This window comes from Komagataeibacter oboediens (assembly GCF_003207815.1).
Classification (GTDB): domain Bacteria; phylum Pseudomonadota; class Alphaproteobacteria; order Acetobacterales; family Acetobacteraceae; genus Komagataeibacter; species Komagataeibacter oboediens.
The window spans coordinates 127,077-148,839 of the sequence record NZ_NKTX01000002.1 but is presented as its reverse complement, the minus strand read 5'-3'; the positions used below and the strand labels follow the sequence as shown (position 1 = coordinate 148,839).

At 63.3% G+C, this 21,763-nt stretch carries 18 protein-coding genes; 5 read left to right on the top strand and 13 right to left on the bottom strand.

The features are described 5' to 3' along the window. Positions 1 to 21 precede the first annotated feature (21 nt). Positions 22 to 1,296, top strand: a complete 1,275-nt coding sequence (locus CFR80_RS02595) for a class I SAM-dependent RNA methyltransferase (protein ID WP_110507069.1) — start codon at positions 22 to 24, stop codon at positions 1,294 to 1,296. Positions 1,297 to 1,395: 99 nt separating this feature from the next. Here CFR80_RS02595 and CFR80_RS02590 read toward each other — a convergent pair whose 3' ends face one another. The 9 genes from CFR80_RS02590 to CFR80_RS02550 form a co-directional block, all read right to left on the bottom strand. Beyond that, entirely contained in the window at positions 1,396 to 1,773 is a 378-nt protein-coding gene (locus CFR80_RS02590; protein WP_010512928.1) for a HesB/IscA family protein, read from the bottom strand. Between the two features lie 21 nt (positions 1,774 to 1,794). After that, positions 1,795 to 2,256 (bottom strand): SUF system Fe-S cluster assembly protein, encoded by a 462-nt coding sequence (locus tag CFR80_RS02585; protein WP_010512927.1) that lies wholly within the window; start codon positions 2,254 to 2,256, stop codon positions 1,795 to 1,797. Between the two features lie 7 nt (positions 2,257 to 2,263). Then, a complete protein-coding gene (sufU, locus tag CFR80_RS02580) occupies positions 2,264 to 2,692 on the bottom strand; it encodes a Fe-S cluster assembly sulfur transfer protein SufU (RefSeq protein WP_010512925.1) in 429 nt (142 codons plus the stop codon). 14 nt (positions 2,693 to 2,706) lie between these two features. After that, on the bottom strand, positions 2,707 to 3,957 hold the full coding sequence (locus CFR80_RS02575) for an aminotransferase class V-fold PLP-dependent enzyme (protein WP_010512924.1): 1,251 nt from the start codon (positions 3,955 to 3,957) through the stop codon (positions 2,707 to 2,709). Beyond that, positions 3,957 to 5,231, bottom strand: coding sequence for a Fe-S cluster assembly protein SufD (gene sufD / locus CFR80_RS02570; RefSeq protein WP_010512923.1), 1,275 nt, complete (start codon positions 5,229 to 5,231; stop codon positions 3,957 to 3,959). Before sufD ends, CFR80_RS02575 begins: the two co-directional genes overlap by 1 nt. Further along, entirely contained in the window at positions 5,228 to 6,001 is a 774-nt protein-coding gene (gene sufC / locus CFR80_RS02565) for a Fe-S cluster assembly ATPase SufC (protein WP_010512922.1), read from the bottom strand. Before sufC ends, sufD begins: the two co-directional genes overlap by 4 nt. Before the next feature lie 15 nt (positions 6,002 to 6,016). Continuing rightward, a complete protein-coding gene (gene sufB, locus CFR80_RS02560; protein WP_010512921.1) occupies positions 6,017 to 7,507 on the bottom strand; it encodes a Fe-S cluster assembly protein SufB in 1,491 nt (496 codons plus the stop codon). Between the two features lie 19 nt (positions 7,508 to 7,526). Then, positions 7,527 to 7,988, bottom strand: coding sequence for an SUF system Fe-S cluster assembly regulator (locus CFR80_RS02555; protein WP_010512920.1), 462 nt, complete (start codon positions 7,986 to 7,988; stop codon positions 7,527 to 7,529). 122 nt (positions 7,989 to 8,110) lie between these two features. Continuing rightward, on the bottom strand, positions 8,111 to 9,406 hold the full coding sequence (locus tag CFR80_RS02550) for a DUF445 domain-containing protein (protein WP_010512919.1): 1,296 nt from the start codon (positions 9,404 to 9,406) through the stop codon (positions 8,111 to 8,113). Between the two features lie 153 nt (positions 9,407 to 9,559). Between CFR80_RS02550 and CFR80_RS02545 the strand changes: the two genes are divergently transcribed. Next, positions 9,560 to 12,364, top strand: coding sequence for a phosphoenolpyruvate carboxylase (locus tag CFR80_RS02545; RefSeq protein WP_010512918.1), 2,805 nt, complete (start codon positions 9,560 to 9,562; stop codon positions 12,362 to 12,364). After that, complete coding sequence (locus CFR80_RS02540; RefSeq protein ID WP_110507068.1) at positions 12,345 to 13,217, top strand: MBL fold metallo-hydrolase; 873 nt, start codon at positions 12,345 to 12,347, stop codon at positions 13,215 to 13,217. Before CFR80_RS02545 ends, CFR80_RS02540 begins: the two co-directional genes overlap by 20 nt. A 472-nt stretch (positions 13,218 to 13,689) precedes the next feature. On the opposite strand, the gene fusA is transcribed toward CFR80_RS02540, so the two are convergent. The 4 genes from fusA to CFR80_RS02520 form a co-directional block, all read right to left on the bottom strand. After that, positions 13,690 to 15,777: an elongation factor G gene (gene fusA, locus CFR80_RS02535; RefSeq protein WP_010512915.1), complete on the bottom strand. Its 2,088-nt coding sequence runs from the start codon at positions 15,775 to 15,777 to the stop codon at positions 13,690 to 13,692. Positions 15,778 to 15,991: 214 nt separating this feature from the next. Next, entirely contained in the window at positions 15,992 to 16,291 is a 300-nt protein-coding gene (gene rpmB, locus CFR80_RS02530; RefSeq protein WP_010512914.1) for a 50S ribosomal protein L28, read from the bottom strand. 181 nt (positions 16,292 to 16,472) lie between these two features. Next, positions 16,473 to 16,739, bottom strand: a complete 267-nt coding sequence (locus tag CFR80_RS02525) for a hypothetical protein (RefSeq protein ID WP_010512913.1) — start codon at positions 16,737 to 16,739, stop codon at positions 16,473 to 16,475. Between the two features lie 99 nt (positions 16,740 to 16,838). Then, entirely contained in the window at positions 16,839 to 18,680 is a 1,842-nt protein-coding gene (locus CFR80_RS02520; RefSeq protein WP_010512912.1) for an ABCB family ABC transporter ATP-binding protein/permease, read from the bottom strand. Between the two features lie 111 nt (positions 18,681 to 18,791). Here CFR80_RS02520 and CFR80_RS02515 point away from each other — a divergent pair, with 111 nt between their 5' ends. Together CFR80_RS02515 and CFR80_RS02510 are read left to right on the top strand one after the other, a co-directional pair. Next, positions 18,792 to 19,643 carry an NUDIX hydrolase gene (locus CFR80_RS02515; protein WP_029329211.1) on the top strand — a complete coding sequence of 284 codons (852 nt, stop codon included), beginning with the start codon at positions 18,792 to 18,794 and terminating at the stop codon, positions 19,641 to 19,643. A gap of 26 nt (positions 19,644 to 19,669) precedes the next feature. Next, complete coding sequence (locus CFR80_RS02510) at positions 19,670 to 21,751, top strand: S9 family peptidase (protein ID WP_010512910.1); 2,082 nt, start codon at positions 19,670 to 19,672, stop codon at positions 21,749 to 21,751. The last annotated feature ends 12 nt before the right edge of the window (positions 21,752 to 21,763 follow it).

Genomic DNA, 21,763 nt, shown 5'->3' with positions numbered 1-21,763 from the left:
CCAGCAGGCGATAAACAGGGAATGGAGAACGCGGTGACGAATGCCATCCGGGTGGTGGCACTCGGCAATGATGGGGATGGCATGGCCCAGACCCCACAGGGACGGATATTCGTGCCCGGCACGGTACCGGGTGATGAAATCCTGCTGGCGGCCCAAAATGGCACGCACGGCACGCTTGATCGCATTGTGGTGCCCGGTGCCGACCGCGTGGATGCCCCCTGCCATCTGTTCGGTGCCTGTGGCGGGTGCCGGCTTCAGGACATGGCGCTCCCTGCCCTGCTGGAATGGAAAACCGGTCGCGTGACCGAAACCCTGCAACGGGCGAGGTTTGATCCCATTCCCGCCCTGCAGGCCCATCAGGTCAGCCCGCATGGCAGGCGCCGGGTCGATCTGGCCTTCCGCCGGGCCGAAAAGCAGATCGTGCTGGGGCTGCATCGCCGCCGTGGCGATGTGGTCGACATGAGCGAATGCACATTGCTCGACCCCACGCTGTTTGCCCTGCTGCCCCCCCTGCGCGCCATGCTGCATTCGCTTCCGGCCGTGCGTGCAGGCGGTGACATCCAGATCAACCTGCTGGATAGCGGCCCCGACCTGCTGATTACGATGGACGGCACGCCAGACGCCAACGACCGGCGCATTCTGGCGCAGTTTGGCAAAAAGCATGGCATCCCCCGCATTTCCCTGCAGGGACGGCCACCGGAAACGCTGGCGCTGACCGGCCCGGTCTTCCATCATTTTGATGACGTGCGTGTCGTTCCACCACCGGGTGCGTTCCTGCAGCCCGCACGGGCGGGTGAGGCCTTTATCAAGTCAGCCGTTCTGGCGGGTCTGCCACGCAAGGGGCTGAAGGCGGGCATAATCGAATTATATGCAGGTTGTGGCACGCTTTCCTTCTCACTGGCTGAACACGCGAAGGTCCATGCCTATGACGGTGATCGTGCGGCCCTTGCCTGCCTGAAGCAGGCCAGCGGCGGCACGCGCGTCCTGCCCGCGCTGCGTGACCTGAACCGGCAGCCGGTCATGGCGACCGACCTGGCCAAGGCTGCGGCAGTGGTACTGGACCCACCCCATGCCGGGGCCGGTGCGCAGATTGCCCAGATCGCGGCGGGCAGGCCGCCATGCGTCATTTATGTCAGCTGCAACCCTGCGGCCATGCTGCGGGATCTGACGCCATTACGTGACGCAGGCTACCGTCTGGCCAGTGTCACGGTCATTGATCAGTTTCTGTGGTCAGCAGAGGTCGAATCCGTGTGCGTGCTGACCCTGCCGGGGGCAAGCCGCCGTAACCGGCGGTAAACCTGCAAAAGGTTTTGGTGAAGCTGTTTTCAGAAAGCTTCAGGGAACGCCACCTTCAAAAAAGCGGCACCCAGAAACTTCTGTCTGTTCATCGATACGTCAGACGTGGAAGCTTTCCCCACACCCGCAGCGCCCCTTTTCATTGGGATTGCTGAAGGTGAAACCTGACTCAAGCTGCTTGACTTCATAGTCCATGACCGACCCGATCAGGAACAGTGTTGCCTTGCGGTCCACCAGCAGGGTCACCCCCTTGTCCACCACCACTTCATCACCCGGCCCGGCCTGCTCGACAAAGCTCATGTCATAGGCATGACCCGAGCAGCCTTTGGTCGAGACGGCAATACGCAGCAGGTGTCCGGCGTGGTTGGTCTGGTACAGTTTTTCCAGCCGCTGCGCCGCCCGGTCCGTCAGGGTCATGAGTGGCGGCAGGGCACGGCGCGGCGCGGCAGTTGTGGTCGTGGCGTTTTGTTCAGTCATGGCACGTTCCCCTTGCTGGGTTCAGAACATGTTCAGGGCAAGACGCGCATCTTCGCTCATGCGCGACATGTCCCATGGCGGCTCCCACACGATTTCAACCGTGGCGGTGGTAACCGTATCGATCTTTTCCACTGCTTCCTTGACCTGCGCGGGCAGTTCCTGCGCACTGGGGCAGTTGGGGGCTGTCAGCGTCATCTCGACCTTGACCGATCCATCATCATGCAGGTCGATGGCGTAAATCAGGCCGAGTTCGTAGATATTGACCGGAATTTCCGGGTCATACACCGTAGCGATTGCGGCGATGACCGTCTCCTCATCGGGTACGCTGGCATCCTTCGGGGGATCAGCGGGCTTTTCCCCGTCCGGCGTCCATGTCGATACGGGTTCCGCGTGCGGGGTGGGCGTTCCCTCGACCTCAAGGGAGAAATGCCCGGCTCCCTCTGCCATGCCGATGGCAGGCTCTACCTGATTTTTCTCGTCCATGAGACCTTCACCTGTCTTTATCATCATTGAGCATCTCGATCAGTGCCGACCACGGCAGCATCGCGCAGCGGATACGTGAGCGATGCCGGTGCAATGGCGCAAAAACCGAAAGGTCGCCCAAACCCTCCGGGGCGATACCTGTTTCAACGGTCGTCACAAGTTCGGCATGCAACTGGCTGACATGCGCGGGCTTCTGCCCCGTTACCCGTTCGGCCATGAGGTCGGCAGAGGCTGCACAGATCGCACATCCCCGCGTTTCATGCCGTACTGCCGCAATCCGTCCCTGCGCATCGACACTGGCCTGCAGCTTCACCCGGTCACCACACAGGGGGTTTGATCCTTCCCCATGCCTGTCCGCGCCTGTCAGTGGACCAGCGTAACGCGGCGTCCTGGCCCGTTCCAGCACTACGGTGCGATACAGATCATCCTGCGCCATGCCCACTTACGCCATCAGACAAAAAAGCCGCGGATCTGTTCCAGCGTGGCGGCCAGGAAGTCGATTTCCTCCGGCGTGGTGTAAATACCGAAGCTGGCACGCGCCGTGGCCGTAACCCCCAACCTGTGCATCAGCGGCTCGGCACAATGGTGGCCGGCCCGCACCGCGATCCCGTTGCGGTCCAGAAGGGTGGCGATATCATGCGGATGGACATCGTCCATTGTGAATGAAATCACCCCGCCCCGGTCTGGCGCGGTCCCGATCACCTTCAGTCCGCTGACATTGCCCAGAGCCTTCAGCGCATGGGCCGTCAGGGCTTCCTCGTGCGCACCAATCGCATCGAAGCCGATGGATTCGATATAGGCAAGGGCTGCACCCAATCCAATGGTCTCGATAATGGCGGGGGTGCCTGCCTCGAACTTGTGCGGGACACTGGCCCATGTCGAGCGTTCGAACGATACGGTGGAAATCATGTCACCGCCGCCAAGAAAAGGCGGCATGGCATCAAGGATCTCGCGTCGTGCCCACAGCACACCAATGCCGGTCGGACCATACAGCTTGTGGCCGGTCACGACATAGAAATCGGCATCCAGTGCACGTACGTCCACCCGGCGATGGACGGCAAGCTGGCTGCCATCGAACAGCACCTTCGCCCCGGCTGCATGCGCCATGTCGGCAATGGCGCGGGCATCGGTGATCGTGCCCAGTACATTGGACATATGGGTGATCGCCACCAGCGCCACCCGTCCGTCGGACAGGTTGCGCTCCAGCGCGTCCATATCCAGCGCGCCGTCATCGGTAATGGGCGTCACGCGCAGTTCGACACCCGTGCGGTCCCGCAGCATCTGCCACGGCACGAGGTTGGCATGGTGTTCCATTTCGGACACCAGCACCACCTGCCCCGGCTTCAGCAGCGAACCGAAGGAATGGGCGACAAGGTTTATCGCCTCGGTGCTGTTGCGGGTGAAAATGATTTCCTCCCGCGCACCGGCGCCAAGAAAGGCCGCTACCTGATCGCGAACGGCTTCGTACGCTTCCGTCGTGCGTTCGCTCATCCAGTACAGGCCACGGTGGATATTGGCATACTGGGTGCGCATGGTGTCCGCCATGGCATCAATGACCTGCCGTGGCTTCTGCGCCGAAGCCGCACTGTCCAGAAACACAAGGTCCTTGCCATGCACCTTCTGCGACAGGATCGGGAAATCGGCCCGGATCCGGCGCAGGCTGCCCGCGATATCCGTGGGGCCGGTGACAGTCTGGTCCATTATGCGACCTCCCGCGTCCACCATGCCTCTACGGCAAGGTTCAGGCTGTCCTTCAGCCGCTGGTCATCAATCTGATCCACGACATCATGCAGGAAGGCGCGGATCAGGATGGACCGCGCGGTCGCATCCGGGATGCCACGGCTACGCAGATAGAACAGCTGGTCATCATCCAGCGCGCCAACGGTGGCGCCATGGCTGCACTTCACGTCATCGGCGTAGATTTCCAGTTCCGGCTTCGCGTCGATTTCCGCGCCGTCAGACAGCAGAAGCGCCTGGTTCATCTGGTAGCCATCGGTCTTCTGGGCAATCCGCTCGACAAGGATCTTGCCCTGAAACACCCCGCGCGCCTGATCGGACAGGACGTTCTTGATCGTCTGGCGTGATACGCAGTCCGGGGCGGCATGGGTAATCACGCTGGTCAGGTCGCCATGCTGGTGGCCGGACAGAAGCTGCGCGCCGTTGACATGCACGCTGGCCCCCGCCTGCGTCAGTCCGGCATGGACTTCATGCCGTGACAGGCTGGCCCCCAGCGTGAGCGTGAAGCTGTCATACACGCCCCCCGCGGCAACGCGGGCATGGCTGACCGCCAGATGCACCGCCTGTTTGCCTTCCGCCTGGATGCGGGCGTGCGACAGGTAACCCTGTTGCGCAACGGCAATGTCATAAAGCGGATTGTGCAGATACTGCCCACGACCGACCGACGCATCCAGCAGCGCCAGCCTGCCCCCCGTTTCCACCACAATGCGGTGGCGCGGGTGAAAGGACACCGGCGCGGCCTCCTGCGTCATGCCGATGCTGACCAGCAGCAGGCAGCCCGCATCCACGCCTTCCGGCACGACCAGTTCCAGCCCGTCGCGCGCAAGGACGGTATTCAGCGCGGTGGTGACATCCCCCGCCGGGTCGATCCCGTCATCAGGCAGCGTGCCTGCGGCCAGCGTCGAAATCTTGACGCCCGTGGGCAGTCGCGACCGGCCGACATCGAAATATCCGTTCACGAACACGACACGGCTGGCAGCCGCGCCAAGGCCGGAAATGGTCTCGACTTCCGCCAGCAGGGTATCGACGGCGCTGCCATCCACCGCCTGCGGCGCGGCTGCGAACGGCACATCGGCCAGCGCGCGCAGGGATGTGTATTTCCACGCTTCCACCCCCGCACGCGGCAGGCCGGCATGGCGCAGGAAATCAGCGGCTTTCTGCCGCTGTGCATTGGCCTTTACGTCACCCCGGTCGAGAAAGGCAGCAGCGTTGACCCCGACCGGTGCAATGGCGTTCACGCCGCCTCCGACAGGAACTGGGCGTAACCCTGCGCCTCAAGCTGCTTGGCCAGTTCGGGACCACCACTGTGGATGATCCGGCCCTTCGCCATGACATGGATGCGGTCGGGCACGATATAATCCAGCAGCCGCTGGTGATGGGTGATGACCAGCGCCGAGAAATCGGGGGAGCGCAGGGAGTTCACCCCTTCGGCCACGATGCGCAGGGCATCGATGTCCAGCCCGCTGTCCGTTTCGTCCAGAATGGCGAAGGACGGCTGGAGCATGCGCATCTGCAGTACTTCGTTGCGCTTCTTCTCCCCGCCCGAAAAGCCGACATTGACGTTGCGCTTGAGCATCTCGTCCGACATGGACAGATGCTTCGTCTCCTTGCGCACGGCCTTGAGGAAGGCCACGGCGTCCAGTTCCTCCTGCCCGCGCGCGCGGCGCACGGCGTTAACGGCGGTGCGCAGGAAGTTGGCATTGTTCACACCCGGCAGTTCAACCGGTGTCTGGAACGCAAGGAACAGGCCGAGGGCCGCGCGCTCTTCGGGTTCCAGCGCCAGCAGGTCCTGCCCCCTGAAGGTGGCGGAACCGGCGGTCACTTCATAATCCTCACGCCCCGCCAGCACGTAGGACAGGGTGGACTTGCCCGAACCGTTCGGCCCCATGATGGCGTGCACCTCGCCCGCGGGAATTTCCAGGTCAACGCCACGGAGGATGTCCTTGTGGGTCTCCCCGTCCGAAATACGGGCGCACAGGCCATTGATGCTTACGAATTGCTTGCTCACGTCTTTCAATCCCTGTTAGCCCACGCTGCCTTCTAGGCTGATCTGCAGAAGCTTCTGTGCTTCCACCGCGAATTCCATCGGCAGTTCCTTCAGAACGTCCTTGCAGAACCCGTTCACGATCAGACCCACCGCATCTTCTTCCGACAGGCCGCGCTGGCGGCAGTAGAACAGCTGGTCTTCTGATATCTTGGATGTCGTTGCCTCATGCTCCACGCGCGCGGACATGTTGCGGCTTTCGATATAGGGCACGGTATGCGCCCCGCACCGATCCCCGATCAGCAGGCTGTCGCACTGGGTGAAGTTACGGCTGCCCGATGCCTTGGGCATCATGCGCACCAGCCCGCGATAGGTGCTGTCGGACTGGCCCGCGCTGATGGTCTTGGCGATGATGGTCGAACGCGTATTGCGCCCGATATGGATCATCTTCGTGCCGGTATCAGCCTGCTGATGGTTGTTGGTCACGGCGACGGAATAGAATTCGCCCACCGATCCCTCACCCTGCAGGATGCATGACGGGTATTTCCACGTAATGGCCGAGCCGGTTTCCACCTGCGTCCATGAAATTTTGGACCGCGCGCCACGGCACGCGCCGCGCTTGGTCACGAAGTTGTAGATGCCGCCCTTCCCGTTTTCATCGCCGGGGTACCAGTTCTGCACGGTGGAATACTTGATCGAGGCATCTTCCATCGCCACCAGTTCCACCACGGCGGCATGAAGCTGGTTTTCATCGCGCATGGGCGCGGTGCAGCCTTCAAGGTAGGAAACCGAAGCCCCGTCCTCCACCACGATCAGGGTCCGCTCGAACTGCCCCGTATTGCGGGCATTGATGCGGAAATAGGTGGACAGTTCCATCGGGCAGCGCACGCCCCTGGGCACGAACACGAAAGAACCATCAGTGAACACGGCAGCATTCAGCGCAGCATAGAAATTGTCCGTCACCGGCACCACGCTGCCCAGGTATTTGCGCACCAGTTCGGGATGTTCCTGCACCGCTTCGGAAATGGGGCAGAAGATCACGCCCGCTTCCTGCAGCGTCTTGCGGAAGGTGGTGGCGACGGACACGCTGTCGAACACGGCGTCAACCGCGACCGGTGCGCGTGCCTCCTGTCCTTCGGGCACTTCCACGCCTGCCAGCATCGCCTGCTCATGCAGCGGGATGCCCAGCTTCTCATACGTACGCAGCAGTTCGGGGTCGACTTCCTCCAGCGACTTGGGGCCGGGCTTCTTGCGCGGGGCGGCGTAGTAATGCACGTCCTGATAGTCGATGGGCGGATAATGGACCTTGGCCCATGTCGGCTCACGCATTTCCAGCCATGACCGGTACGCCTTCAGCCGCCATTCCAGCAGCCATTCCGGTTCGTTCTTGCGCGTGGAGATCAGCCGGATCGTATCTTCATTCAGGCCCTTGGGCGCGATATCCATTTCGATATCGGTCTCGAACCCCCATTTATAGGTGTTCTGGCCCAGGGTTTCGACCGTCTTGCGGGTTTCGGCTACTGCCGGCATGTGTCTTTCCTCCCCTGTTTCAGGCCGTGGCCGCGGGCCCGCCGGGCATGGACGGCGCCTGCAGGCCGCCCAGTCTGTCAATGACTGTATGGTTTTTCATGTCCGCCAGCGTAATGGCGGACAGGGCGTTGCGGATGGCAGCGTTGACCATGTCCCACTGGCCACCCAGGCCACAGGTGGAACGGGCGTCACAATCCCCGCCATCCACGCATGTCGTCAGCGATATGGGGCCGTCGATCGCCTGGATCACGGATGCGATCGAGATTTCCTCCAGCGGGTGGGCAAGCCTGTAGCCGCCACGCGCCCCGCGCTGCGAGGTCACGATGCCCTGTGTCGCCAGAATCTTGAGCACCTTGGCCACGGTGGGTTCGGGGATGCCCGTCGAACGCGACAGGACAGGCGAGGTCGTGACCTCGTTCTTCTGCCCCAGCCGGACCAGAGCCACGACGGCATAATCGGTCAGTTTCGACAGTTTCAGCATTCCGCTCTCCCGTCCGTTCCGGTGGCCATGGCTAATTGGACCGGAACAGTACTGTTTCCTGAAGTTTCAGATGGGCTACCAGCCGCGCGTCGTCAAGTCCAATCGTACCCTGCGGTCATGCCTTATCCGATCCCGGTTCCGAATATCAGCTGTAATAGCACGGACAGCCCACACCCGGCCAGAAACCCGACCAGCGTGCCATTCAGCCTGATATACTGCAGATCCTTGCCAACCCGCAGTTCCAGGCGGTCGCTCAGGCTTTCTGCATCCCAGCCATTCACGACCGAGTAAATAAAACGCGACATGCGGTCCCGCAGGAAGGGCAGGCTGCCCATGATCATGCCGCGCGCGCCATCCTCGACCCGTTTGCGCATGCTGGCGTCATGATACATCTGGTCCGCCAGACGCTGCAGCGCATCACGCACGAGCGAGGACAGCCACCCGGTGTCCCCCTTGCTCATGTCCTCCTCGATCAGGCGACGCAGGCGGCGCCAGACGTCGCTGCTCCATCCGCGCACGCTGTCGTGCGTCAGCACGCCCATCACGGCGTCCGTAATTTCGCGCCGGCGCACGGGGTCCTGCTCGATACGGTCGATCTCGGTGCGGACCCACGTGGTGAATCCCTCACGCAATTCTGAATTCTGCGGGTCGATCCGGTCCAGTTCCTGTCCCGCCGCCAGAAGCACCTTGGTCGCGATCGACCCGCCAATGGCCCAGCCCAGTACGCGACCACCCTGTTCGCGCACGCGTTCCTCGATCATCATGCGCAGGGCGGGTTCCTTGGCCTTGATCCCCTCTTTCAGCCGCGACAGCAGGAATGACAGCACTTCCTGATGGCAGTCCCCTTCCACCATCGCACGCAGGCTGCGAGTCACGACGGGGGCGATTTCCTCCCCCCCCAGCAGGGTCGGCAGCAGACGGGCGATGGCGGAACTGGCCCGCCCGTCCTCCAGCCGGTCCAGCACGTGCGGCACGGACCCCAGCACGGCGCGGTTGACCATGTCCAGCGTCTCCGGCTCCTGCAGTATGTTGCCGATGATGGAGGGCAGGTCGATGCGGCTGAACGCGGCCGCGACTTCCTGTTCCGTGAACACGTTGGTCGAGACGAACCGCCCCAGCGCCTGCGCCAGGCGCTCCTTCTGCGCGGGCAGGATGGCGGTATGCGGAATCGGCAGGCCCATGGGCCTGCGGAACAGCGCGGTCACGGCAAACCAGTCGGCAAGGCCGCCCACGACCCCGGCCTTGGTGCCCGAACGCAGGATTTCCAGCCACGGACGTTCCGCAAGCCAGCCCATCTGCGGCAGGGCGTACCCCGCGACCGTAAGTCCCGCCATGACTGCCAGCAGGCCGGTCGCAGACCGCTTGTGACGTTGCAGCGTACGCCGCGCGTCCTGATCCGTTTGTGGAATACCGTTCATGAAGTCCTTGATACCATTGTCTCCCCTCCAGCCCAAGCAACACTCGGTGTAACGCGCCAAATAGGCGTGAATATGCCATGGTGGACATTGCGGCCCGCCGCCGAACATGGGATTTGGGGAAACCATGACGTTTTTTCATGACAGGACAACACGATGACCGAAGCCGCCGCGCGGACTGTCTCTGACCTGCTGCACCAGGCGGAGCGACTGATTACCAGCCATGACGAGACCGCAACCGGCAGCCCGGTCATGGCGCTGGCGCGTCAGATCGGCCGGCAGATGGCCGGTGGCACCCTGTCGATGGACACGGTGGAGGAAATCGTGCGCCTGCTGCGCGACCGGGCCTTTGCCGGGCGCGCGCACCATATCGCCGCCTATCTGGACGGCCCCGAGGACGGGGCGGTGGCCACGCGCATGCGTGACGTCGCCCGTCGCATCGTACAGCCGGACCCCGATGACAGCCCCGTGCCCATCGCCCGCTTCCGCGCCGCGATCGAACGCAGCCGCTTCGCCGCCGTGTTTACCGCGCACCCCACATTCGCGCTGGCCAACCCGGTATACGAGGCGCTGGCGGACCTTGCCTCCGCCAATCCTGCCACGGCCCCGGCGCACGTGCCCGCCTTCCTGACCCACCGCCGCGTGGGACCGCCCACGCTGGATGAGGAGTTCACGCTGGCGACGCAGGCCATCCTGCGCGGGCGCAACGCGCTGGACCGGCTGAACACCATCCTGCTGTCCGAAGCGCGGACCCACTGGCCGCAGCTGTGGGCCACGCTGGCGCCGCGTCCCATCATCATGACCAGTTGGGTCGGCTACGATACCGACGGGCGCACCGATATCGGGTGGTGGGACACGCTGCGCCTGCGGCTGCGCATGAAGCAAATGCAGCTTGCCCGCCTGCATGACCAGATCGAACCCGTGACAAGCTGCGCCAACGACCTGCTGCCCCGCATCCAGACCGCGCTGGACACCGTGGCCGCCCAGATCGCCGCCTGCCCCACCGGGCCGGAACCCGAGGCGGTGTCCCGCTTTGCCGATGTGCTGATCACCCGCAGCGCCGATGCGCTGACCAGCACCAACGACCTGAACGCCGCCTTCAGCGAAGCGATCGACGCCGCCGCCCCTGATGACAAGATGGCGCTGGTCGTGGCGCGCGCGGGCTTCATGGCGCATGGCCTGTCGGCGGCGCATACGCATACGCGCCTGAACGCGACACAGCTGCATAACATCGCCCGCCAGCGTCTGGGCATTACCGACAACCCCGACATCCCGGCCCAGCGCCGCGCGCTGATCAGCCGCATGAACGAAGCGCTGGAAACCGTGACCCCGATCGAGATCGACTTCGGATCGCTGCTGATGGAACAGGCCAGCGCGGGACGGCTGATGATGACGGTGCGCCAGATCCTGCGCCACATCGACCGCACCAGCCCCATCCGCTTCCTGATTGCCGAGACCGAGACCGGCTACACCCTGCTGACCGCGCTATGGCTGGCGCGGTTGTACGGGGTGGAGGACATGATCGAGATCTCGCCCCTGTTCGAGACGCAGGAAGCACTGGAAAACGGCGAGCAGATCATGGAGGAGGCCCTGCGCTCCCCCCACTGGCGCGCCTACCTGCAGCGCACGCGCAAGCTCAGCCTGCAGTTCGGCTTTTCCGACTCCGGGCGGTATGTGGGCCAGCTGGCCGCGACCTACCTGATCGAACGGCTGCGCATCAAGGTATGCGACCTGCTGCGCAAGTGGGACCTGGCGTTTGTGGAGGTCATCTTGTTCGACACCCACGGCGAAAGCATTGGCCGTGGCGCGCACCCCTACCGGCTGGCGGACCGTTTCGACTACCTTTCCCCGCCGCATGCCCGCGCGCGCTTCACCCGTGCAGGGATCCAGATGCGCGAGGAAACGGCCTTTCAGGGCGGGGACGGCTACCTTCTGTTCGGCACGCAGACACTGGCGGATGCCACCGTCAGCATCATTGCCGAACATGCCTTCGCCACCACCACGCTGGACCGCGACCCGGTTTATGACGAACCCGATTTTTCGGCCGATTTCTTCGCCACCATCGCCAATGGCATGACCGGGCTGGTGGAAGACCCTGGCTACGCTGCCCTTCTGGGCGCGTTCGGGCCATCGCTGATCGACAAGACCGGATCGCGCCCGTCCGCGCGACAGAGCGACGCGGCATCGACCGTGACCCGCATCAAGCACCCCAGCCAGCTTCGCGCCATTCCCAACAACGCCATCCTGCAGCAGCTTGCATGGTGCGCGAACACATTGCAGGGGCTGGGCACGGCGGCGGCGCGCCATCCCGAAACGTTCGAGAAATATCTGGCTGAAAGCCCCCGTTTCCGTCGCGCCATGGACTTTGCCGCCCACGGGCTGGCCCATTCCGATCACGGCGTGCTGCGTGGTGTCATCCGGCTGCTGGACCCCGATATGTGGCTGGAACGCGCCACCACGCAGAAGGACCCGGCCCGGCAGGAAGCCTGCCTGTCGCTTATGCACGGGCTGGAAAACCTTGATTTCTGGGCCAGCACGCAGGCCATGTTCCGGCGTATCCAGTCCGATCACCTCGCACTGCGCCGCGCATGGCCGGATGCCCCGCGCATGCAGCCCGATGAACTGCTGCTGCATGCCATCCGCATCGCGATCATCGAGCAGATCTGGATGCTGTCCACGCGCGTGCCCTATTTCTCACCCCGGCATGCGTTTTCGCGTGATGTGCTGACGCTGAAGGTGCTGTGCCTGGAAATCCCCGGCGTGCTGGCGGAACTGGAACAGATCTTCCCCTACCGTTCGGACGGCAGCTTCGACCTTGATTTCCATGAACCGCACGGCCCCCGGCAGGAAGGCACCTATCACCGCGAATATACCGAGATTTTCGAGCCGATGCAGCGACTGTTCCAGATGGTGCGCGAAATCAGCACCGGGGTGATGCACCATGTCGGCGCCTTTGGCTAATCCCCCCAGGACGTCGCGCAACGGGTGGCGGATCAGTGAACCGCCCCCGCCCTATGGCGTGGCGTTAGCCCAGACCCCCGCCATACGGCGGGTCGTGGCGAACAATCCCGGCCCCATGACCGGTAATGGCACCAACAGCTGGCTGGTGGACCATGCCGGGGGGTGCGTGGTCATTGACCCCGGCAGCGCGGACCCGGCCCATCTTGACGCACTGGTGGCGGCTGCGGGGGATCGTCCCGTGACCCACATCATCCTGACCCATACCCATCGTGACCACCTTGAAGGGGCGCGACCGCTGGGGGCACGGCTGGGCATTCCGGTCTGCGGCTTTCATGCCAGCGCGGAACCGGCCTTCACCCCCGATACCGGACTGCGGGACAAAGATGAAATTGCGGGACTGAGGGTGCTGTACACGCCGGGGCACGCCAGCGATCACATCTGCCTGGAGACGGCAGATGGCATCATCTTCACCGGGGACCATGTCATGGGATGGTCCACCACCATGATGCCCCCTGCCCCGCATGGGTCGGTCCAGCAGTTCCTGGACAGCATGGACTACCTGTTGCAACGCGACGCCCACCTGCTGCTGCCAGCGCACGGCCCGGCGATACCGCATGTGAAAGCCTGTATCGAGGGACTGGTCGCCCACCGCCGTGCACGCGAAGAGAGCATCCTGGCGCTGCTGCCGGTGGGACCGCGCACGCTGGATGACATTGTGGACAGCATGTACCACAACCTGCGTCCCGGCCTGCGCCGGGCAGCGCGACTGAACCTGCATGCCCATCTGGAAAAGCTGGAGCATGATGGCCGCGTCCGCCATCTGGCGGACAGGTGGATGAAGATCATCGCCTGATCGTCTTTCCCGGCGCCACATCACCCGAACGGGCCGGGCCCCATCCGTCACCTGAACGACGAACCCATCTGGCGGAATACTGCTGTCAGGCAGCGGAAACCGTTCCCCTGCCCGTTCACGCCATCTGCGTATCGTCCGTCACCGCTGCGGGAGAGCGCGGCCATCGTATAACTGCGGGAAACGTCAGCACCGTTCATGACACGCCGCAATGCCCGAAACCGTTCGGCTGTCCATGAACGTTCGATCAGATTGAGTCATCTACAGCCCCGCAGGGCAGTTACCGGCTTCCGGTCCGACACAAAAAAACCGTGCTGAACGACACGCGCGCATGCCATGGAGCCACCGACTTTCCTTACATACATCTGACGACACCATCCAACCGCATATTTTCTGCTTCCTGCGGGCAGGCACAAAAAAAACCGGCCCCCTTTCGGAAGGCCGGTTTCCTTTTGATGCTCTCTTTCGAGAAAGATCAGGCGGACTTCGCCATGATCTCTTCCGCAACGTTGCGGGGCACCGGATCGTAGTGGTGGAACTGCATCGTGAAGGATGCACGGCCCTTGGTCATCGAACGCAGGTGCGAGATGTAGCCGAACATTTCCTTCAGCGGCACCATTGCACGGACCATGACCGTCGAACCGGAGGTTTCCTGGCTCTGGATCATGCCACGACGACGGTTGAGGTCACCCACCACGTCACCAACATGATCGTTCGGGGTGGTCACTTCCACATCCATGATCGGCTCGAGAATGACCGGACCGGCCTTCTTCATGCCTTCACGGAAGCAGGCCTTTGCCGCGATTTCGAACGCCAGCGCCGAGGAGTCGACGTCATGGTACTTACCGTCCAGCAGCGTGAACTTGAAGTCCACCGTGGGGAAGCCAGCCAGCACGCCGGTCGAAGCCTGCGCCTGAATACCCTTGTCCACCGCCGGAATGTATTCCTTCGGCACCGAACCACCGACGACCTTGTTCTCGAAGGAGATGCCTTCGTTACGCTCGACCGGCGCGAACTCGATCTTCACTTCGGCGAACTGACCCGAACCACCCGACTGCTTCTTGTGGGTATAGGTTTCGGTGTGCGCCTGGGTGATGGTTTCGCGATACGCAACCTGCGGCGCGCCGATGTTCGCATCCACGCCATATTCACGACGCAGGCGGTCGATGATGATGTCGAGGTGCAGTTCGCCCATGCCGGACAGGATGGTCTGGCCGGTTTCCTGATCGGTCTTCAGACGCAGCGAGGGATCTTCACCGGACAGTTTCTGCAGCGCCAGCGTCATCTTCTCGACCGCATCCTTCGTCTTCGGCTCGACGGAGATGTCGATGACCGGGATCGGGAAGCTCATGCGTTCCAGCACGACCGGATCAGACGAATCGGCCAGCGTATCACCCGTCTGCGTGTCCTTCAGGCCCACGAAGGCAGCGATGTCACCAGCGTGCACTTCCTTCAGTTCCTCACGCTTGTCAGCGTGCATCTGGAAGATACGACCGATACGTTCCTTGTGGCCCTTCGTGGTGTTCAGCACGGTGTCACCGGTGCGCAGGACGCCACGATAGACGCGCACGAAGGTCAGCGTGCCATACTTGTCGTTGATGATCTTGAAGGCCAGGCCGGCAAACTTGCCATCCGGATCAACCGGGATGATCGGCAGCTTGTTTTCGTCAACTTCCTCATCTTCCGGCGGGGCGATGCGGATGCCTTCCACGTCGTCCGGCGCGGGCAGGAAGTCGATGACGGCGTCAAGCAGGGGCTGCACGCCCTTGTTCTTGAACGCGGTGCCGCACAGCACGGGACGGAAATCACCCTTGATGGTGCCCTTCTTGATGCAGCGCTTCAGCGTCGCAACGTCCACGTCGCCCTTGTCGAAGTATTCTTCCATCGCCGCGTCATCAACGGACAGCGCGGTGTCCAGAAGGTTCTGGCGCGCTTCGGCGGCCTTTTCCTTCAGGTCGTCGGGGATTTCCTCGTAATGGAACTTCGCACCCAGCTCACCACCTTCCCAGACGATGGCGCGCATCTCGATCAGGTCGACCACACCGACGAAGTTTTCTTCGGCGCCGATGGGCAGCTGCAGCGGGATCGCGACGATGTCCAGCTTCTCCTTCAGGGTGCTGAAGGCGTAGTAGAAGTCGGCGCCGGTACGGTCCAGCTTGTTGATGAAGATGATGCGGGGCACGTTGTAGCGGTCAGCCAGACGCCAGTTGGTCTCGGACTGCGGCTGCACGCCGGCCACGCCTTCGATGATGAAGATCGCGCCATCGAGCACACGCAGCGAACGGTTGACTTCGATGTTGAAGTCAATGTGGCCCGGGGTGTCGATGATGTTGATGCGGTGGCCTTCCCACTCACACGTCACGGCAGCCGAGGTGATCGTGATGCCGCGCTCACGCTCCTGCGCCATGTAGTCGGTGGTGGTGTTGCCCTCGTGCACCTCACCGATCTTATGGGACACACCGGTGTAGTACAGGATACGCTCGGTGGTGGTGGTCTTGCCGGCATCGATGTGCGCGGTAATACCGATATTGCGAATCAGGGACAGATCAGACTTGGCGGACACGGGGGAACCTCCACAAGACAACACGGGCGCGAACGGGAACCCTTCCCTTTCGCGCCTGCCGGAACCGTAAGCTGCTTCCGCCCTCAGTCTCTTTCAACATGGACGACGCAGACCGGCACAGCGGAACAATGCACCAGACCTCAGTCAGGCTTTATCTACGACAGACGGGCCGCCACCACCCCGCATGCGGGGCGGCGGACGGCCCGGTCGCGTATCAGGCGACTGCGGCCTTCTTTTCCTGAACGCGCAGGATGCGGCGCTTCACCGTCAGGGCTTCCGGCGTCAGCTTGCGGTTCGGGGTGGACAGCAGGAACGAGTCCAGGCCGCCATTGTGCTCGACCGTGCGGATGCCGTTGGTGGTCATGCGCATGGGAACCGCCGTGCCGAGGATATCGGACAGCAGGGAGGTTTCCTGCAGGTTGGGCAGGAAGCGGCGACGGGACTTGTTGTTGGCGTGGCTGACGTTGTTGCCCGTCAGCACGCCCTTGCCTGTGATCTGGCAGCGGCGAGACATTTTATCATCCTCGGATATAGCTGTGGCCGAGGCATAAATGCCCGGCAAGGATCGTCTAGATTAGGCGCGGCTTATCGCCAAACCACCGCCAACAGTCAAGATGCATAAGCATGATTCGGCGTTTTTTGTCCGGCATGGGGGGCAAAGCGTGACTTTTCGCCCCCACTTTCCCCCTGCTGGCTCAACCTGCCTTCTGGTCGTGGTCGGGGTGCAGTTCGCCCGCCTGCACGCTGTGCAGCGCGTTTTCCAGCATGGCCTGCATGGTCTCGCGCCCCATGGTGCGCGACAGCAGCCCCAGTGACCCGCCCAGCAGCGCGGAGGCAATGGCCACCGGCGGCAGGTTTTCACCCAGCATGTATTCGATGGCCTTGTCCACCACCGCGCCGCAATGGCTCAGTTCGGGGGGGATCGCGTCCCCTTCGGGGGGCTGGTTGTTCGTGTCCGTCATGTCACGGCTCCTTCTAGCGTTCTTCCTGATATGTACTTCCTTGCCGCCGCTGACCAGTGCGGGACGGGCATGCACACACCATTATTGCGTGGGGGCGGATCAGGCCCCGGCGGCGTCTTCCTCGGCCTGTATCGCCCACATTTCGGCATACAGGCCGCCGCGTTCCAGCAGGGCGCGGTGGGTACCGCGCTCCAGTATCCGCCCCTGCCCCATCACAAGGATTTCATCCACATCGACAATGGTGGACAGCCGGTGGGCGATGATGATGGTCGTGCGGTTGGCGGCCACCGTATGCAGGGCGGTCTGGATGTCCTGCTCGGTGCGGGTATCGAGCGCGCTCGTCGCCTCATCCAGCAGCAGGACACGAGGATTCTTCAGGATGGTGCGCGCGATCGCCACGCGCTGCTTTTCACCCCCCGACAGCTTCAGCCCGCGTTCGCCCACCCGGGTGGCGTAGCCTTCGGGCAGGGTCATGATGAAATCATGGATGCAGGCCAGTTTCGCCGCCTGCTCCACCTCCGCCTGCGTGGCGCCCAGGCGGCCATAGGCGATGTTGTAGCCGATCGTATCATTGAACAGGATGGTGTCCTGCGGCACGACGCCCACGGCCCCGCGCAGGGCCGCCTGCGAATAATCACGTATGTCATGCCCGTCGATCAGGATCCGGCCCGATGTCACGTCATAGAACCGGAACAGCAGGCGGCTGATCGTGGACTTGCCCGCCCCCGTCGGCCCGACAATGGCCACCCTGTGGCCCGCAGGGACATGGAAGCTGATCCCGCGCAGGATCTCGCGGTCGGGGCGGTAGCTGAAATGCACGTCCTCGAAACGGATGTCGGCCGCAGGTGCTTCATCCAGCCGCGCGGGCAGGTCCAGCGCGTCCCTGGCATCGGTAATGTCGGCCTGTTCATCCATCAGGGCGAACATGTGTTCAAGGTCCACCAGCGAATTGCGCAGCGAGGAATACACGCTGCCCAGGAAGTTCAGCGGCAGGTAAAGCTGCATGAGATAGGTGTTGACCAGCACGAAATGCCCCACCGTCATGCGCCCTGCCTCCACATCTCGCCCGGCCATGAGCATGACGATGATCAGGGCCGTGGCGATGATCGCGGCCTGTCCGAAATTGAGCCCGTTGAGCGAGATCTGGGTACGGACGGCAGCGGTCTCGTAGCGTCGCTGGGCGTCCTCGTAGCGCCTGCGTTCGTGTTCCTCATTGCCGAAATACTTGACCGTCTCGTAATTCAGCAGGCTGTCCAGCGCCTTCCAGCTTGCTTCGCTGTTGATGTCGTTCATCTGGCGCCGCAGCCCGATCCGCCACGACGTGAACTTGATGGTGAACAGCACGTACGCCGCCACCGCCACCAGCATCACCACCGCGTACCGCCAGTCGAACAGCCGCCAGATCACGACAATGACCATCAACGCCTCGATCAGGGTCGGCGCCACGTTGAACACCCCCACACGCAGCAGGGTCTCGATCGCTTCCGTCCCGCGTGCGATCGCCCGCGTCACTCCACCCGACTGGCGGTTGAGGTGAAAACGCAGCGAAAGCTGGTGCATGTGCGTGAAGCTGCGCATGGCCGCGATCCGGCTTATGCGGTAGCGCAGCGGGGCAAACAGCGCATCACGCAGTTCCCCCAGTCCCGCCGCCGCCATGCGCAGCAGGCCGTACCCCACGATCAGCACCAGCGGCATCATGGCTGCCCGCCCCGCCGCAGGCTGCAGGGCGTCGATCACCCGGCTGTAGGCATAGGGCACGCCAATGGTGGCGACCTTGGCCGCGATCAGCAGGATGCATACGCCCACCACCCGCAGGCGTGTGCGCGGGTCATGCCGGGGCCACAGATAGGGCAGAAGGCCGCGCAGGGTCGCGGCGGCGGAACGTTCCGGCGGGTCATGCCGGGTCTTGTCGGAAACAGCCATATGAACGCCATGTGGCATACGTTACGGGTTTTGCAACCCATATCTCCCGCCATTGCGGGACATCCGGAGGATTGTCAGCCCATGGGGCAGCCGGTATGCCAGCCATGGCCCGAAGGACAGGGATGGATCATGTCACGTAACCTCGATGGTTTTTTTCGTCATATCGCCGCCTGCAACACGGCGGTGCTGCCCGGCGGGCGGCTGGAATTCCGGCTGGGCACGCAGCCCGCCGGATGGGTGCAGCCCGACCTGCTGCCGGTCCTGCTGCGCCATGGCATGACGCATGCGGGACACGTCGTCACGCTGCCCGACCCCGCCCGGCTGGAACAGGTGGGCGAGGCCATGGCCCGCGAAGGTGCCTACCGCTCCCACCACGAACTGTTTGACGTCTGGACCGACATGGCCCTGCCGCCCGTGGCACGCATTGACCGCGGGGCGCTGCCGCTGTTTGGCCTTATGGCGGCGGGCGTGCACCTTAACGGACTTGTACGGCGGCCTGATGGGCTGCACCTGTGGATCGCGCGGCGGTCAATGACCAAACGCCTCGACCCCGGCAAGCTGGACCATCTGGTTGCAGGCGGCATCCCGGCGGGCCACACGGCGGCACAGGCCCTGATCAAGGAAGCGGCGGAGGAAGCCAGCCTGCCGCCCGAACTGGTGGCCCATGCCCGTGCCACGGCGGACATCCGCTACGCGCTGGACCGGCCCGAGGGGCTGCGCCGTGACGTGCTGCACTGTTTCGAACTGGAACTGCCAGCCAATTTCGTCCCCACCCCCGCCGATGGGGAGGTGGAGGAATTCCGCCTGATCCCGCTGGAGGAGGCCTATGCGCTGGTCCGCGATACCGATGAGTTCAAGTTCAACGTGAACCTTGTGCTGATCGACCTGTTCCTGCGCACGGGCATGATCGATCCTGCCACCCCCGAAGGCCAGCGCCTGCGCCGCGGCCTGACGGGCTGGCACGCCCCGAAACCCGACTGAGCCACCGCCCGCGCAAGGACCATGCGATGACCCTTCCCCCCGTTGCCCGCAAGATACCCCGCACCATCACGCAGCTTGGCCGCACGCGTCAGGATGAATATGCGTGGATGAAGGACGACAACTGGCAGAACGTGCTGCGCGATCCCTCCTTGCTGCGTCCTGACATTGCCGAACACCTGCGTGCGGAAAACGCCTATACGCAGTCCGTCCTGTCGGGCACGGACACGCTGCAGGAACAGCTTGTAGCGGAAATGAAGGGCCGGATACAGCCTGACGATACCTATCCCGCCGTCCCCCACGGGCCATTCTTCTACCAGACCGGCTATGCCCCTGGCGCGCAGTATCCCGTCTACACACGCTACCCCGTGGGCCAGCCACAGGCGGAAGAGGTACTGCTGGATGTCAACGCGGCGGCCAGCGGTCATGACTATTACGCCGTCGCCACCACCAGCCACAGCCCCGACCATGCCCTGTTCGCCTATGCCGAGGACACGCAGGGGTCCGAAATCTATCGCATCCACCTCCGCCGCCTCGCCAGTACGGACGCAACCGCCCTGCCCCCCGTGGACAACTGCAGCGGGGCCTTTGTCTTTTCTCCCGACAGCAGCTTCCTGTTCTGGGTCTGGCGGGATGAACATGGCCGCCCGGCCCGGGTCTATCGCCGCCGCATCGGGGAGGATACGGATACGCTGGTATACGAAGAACCTGACCCAGGTTTCTTCGTGGGCGTGGACGCGACGCGTTCGGGTGGCTGGATCATCATTTCCACTGGCAACCACGATACATCCGAATCCTGGCTGGTTCCCGGCCACGACCCGAAGGCCGCACCCGCCTGCGCTGCCCCGCGCCAGACCGGGCTGATGTACGGACTGTACCATCAGGGCGACCACTTCATCATCCTGACCAATGCCGATGGCGCATATGACTTCAAGATCATGACCACGCCCGACAGCGCGCCGGGGCGCGAGAACTGGCGTGACCTGATCGGGCATGAACCGGGTCGCTACATTACTGACTGCATGGTCTGGTCGGGCCATATTGCATGGCGGGAACGACGGGATGCGAACACGCGCATCGTCATTCGCGACCTTGACGGCCACACCCATGCGCTGGAGCCGGATGAGGCCGCCTATGACCTGACATTCGCAGGCGGCTATGAATACGACACGACCGAACTGCGCTATATTTACCAGTCCCCCACCACGCCACGGCAGTGGCATGCACAGGACATGATGACGTGCGCGGACCGCCTGCTCAAGCAGCAGTCCGTTCCCTCGGGCCATGATCCGGCGCAGTACCGCTGCTGGCGCCTGAGCGCGCAGGCGCCGGATGGCGAGCAGGTGCCCGTCACCGTGCTGGGGCGCCATGATACCCCCATAGACGGCTCCGCCCCGCTGCTGCTGTATGGTTACGGATCATATGGTCACGCGATTGACCCGGTCTTCTCCACCCGCGTGCTCAGCCTTGTGGACCGGGGATGGTTCTATGCCATTGCCCATGTGCGCGGCGGGTCGGAAAAGGGGTGGAACTGGTTCCTGGGCGGTCGGGGACGCAACAAGCCCAATACCTTCAGCGATTTCATCGCCTGTGCCACATCCCTGACCGATGCGGGCTTCGGCGCGCCGGGCCGGATCGTGGCGGACGGCCGGTCGGCTGGCGGTATGGTAATGGGCGCAATCGCCAACATGCGGCCCGACCTGTTCGCAGGCATCGTCGCGGTAGTACCGTTCGTGGATGAACTGAATACCATGTCCGACGACACCCTGCCCCTGACACCGCCGGAATGGCCCGAATGGGGCAATCCGCTGGAAGACGCGGATGCCTATGACCTGATCGCCAGCTATGCCGCGTATGAACAGGTGGCCCCCCGCGCCTATCCCGCCATCCTGGCCATGGGCGGCCTGACCGATCCGCGTGTCACCTACTGGGAACCGGCGAAATGGGTTGCCCGCCTGCGGGATAACAACCGGTCGGACCGGCCCATCATGCTGCGCACGAACATGGAAGCAGGACACCGCGGGGCGACAGGCCGGTTCGATTCCCTGAAAGAAGCCGCCCTGATTCACGCTTTTGCCCTATGGGCCGTTGAAACGACGCCGCCGACATAGGATTAATGTCTT

Bases quoted from the DNA above. Each gene is read 5' to 3' on its own strand.
- CFR80_RS02595 (WP_110507069.1), top strand. From the start codon at position 22: ATGGAGAACGCGGTGACGAATGCCATCCGGGTGGTGGCACTCGGCAAT.
- CFR80_RS02590 (WP_010512928.1), bottom strand. From the start codon at position 1,773: ATGACTGAACAAAACGCCACGACCACAACTGCCGCGCCGCGCCGTGCC.
- CFR80_RS02585 (WP_010512927.1), bottom strand. From the start codon at position 2,256: ATGGACGAGAAAAATCAGGTAGAGCCTGCCATCGGCATGGCAGAGGGA.
- sufU (WP_010512925.1), bottom strand. From the start codon at position 2,692: ATGGCGCAGGATGATCTGTATCGCACCGTAGTGCTGGAACGGGCCAGG.
- CFR80_RS02575 (WP_010512924.1), bottom strand. From the start codon at position 3,957: ATGGACCAGACTGTCACCGGCCCCACGGATATCGCGGGCAGCCTGCGC.
- sufB (WP_010512921.1), bottom strand. From the start codon at position 7,507: ATGCCGGCAGTAGCCGAAACCCGCAAGACGGTCGAAACCCTGGGCCAG.
- CFR80_RS02555 (WP_010512920.1), bottom strand. From the start codon at position 7,988: ATGCTGAAACTGTCGAAACTGACCGATTATGCCGTCGTGGCTCTGGTC.
- CFR80_RS02550 (WP_010512919.1), bottom strand. From the start codon at position 9,406: ATGAACGGTATTCCACAAACGGATCAGGACGCGCGGCGTACGCTGCAA.
- CFR80_RS02545 (WP_010512918.1), top strand. From the start codon at position 9,560: ATGACCGAAGCCGCCGCGCGGACTGTCTCTGACCTGCTGCACCAGGCG.
- CFR80_RS02540 (WP_110507068.1), top strand. From the start codon at position 12,345: ATGTCGGCGCCTTTGGCTAATCCCCCCAGGACGTCGCGCAACGGGTGG.
- rpmB (WP_010512914.1), bottom strand. From the start codon at position 16,291: ATGTCTCGCCGCTGCCAGATCACAGGCAAGGGCGTGCTGACGGGCAAC.
- CFR80_RS02525 (WP_010512913.1), bottom strand. From the start codon at position 16,739: ATGACGGACACGAACAACCAGCCCCCCGAAGGGGACGCGATCCCCCCC.
- CFR80_RS02520 (WP_010512912.1), bottom strand. From the start codon at position 18,680: ATGCCACATGGCGTTCATATGGCTGTTTCCGACAAGACCCGGCATGAC.
- CFR80_RS02515 (WP_029329211.1), top strand. From the start codon at position 18,792: ATGTCACGTAACCTCGATGGTTTTTTTCGTCATATCGCCGCCTGCAAC.
- CFR80_RS02510 (WP_010512910.1), top strand. From the start codon at position 19,670: ATGACCCTTCCCCCCGTTGCCCGCAAGATACCCCGCACCATCACGCAG.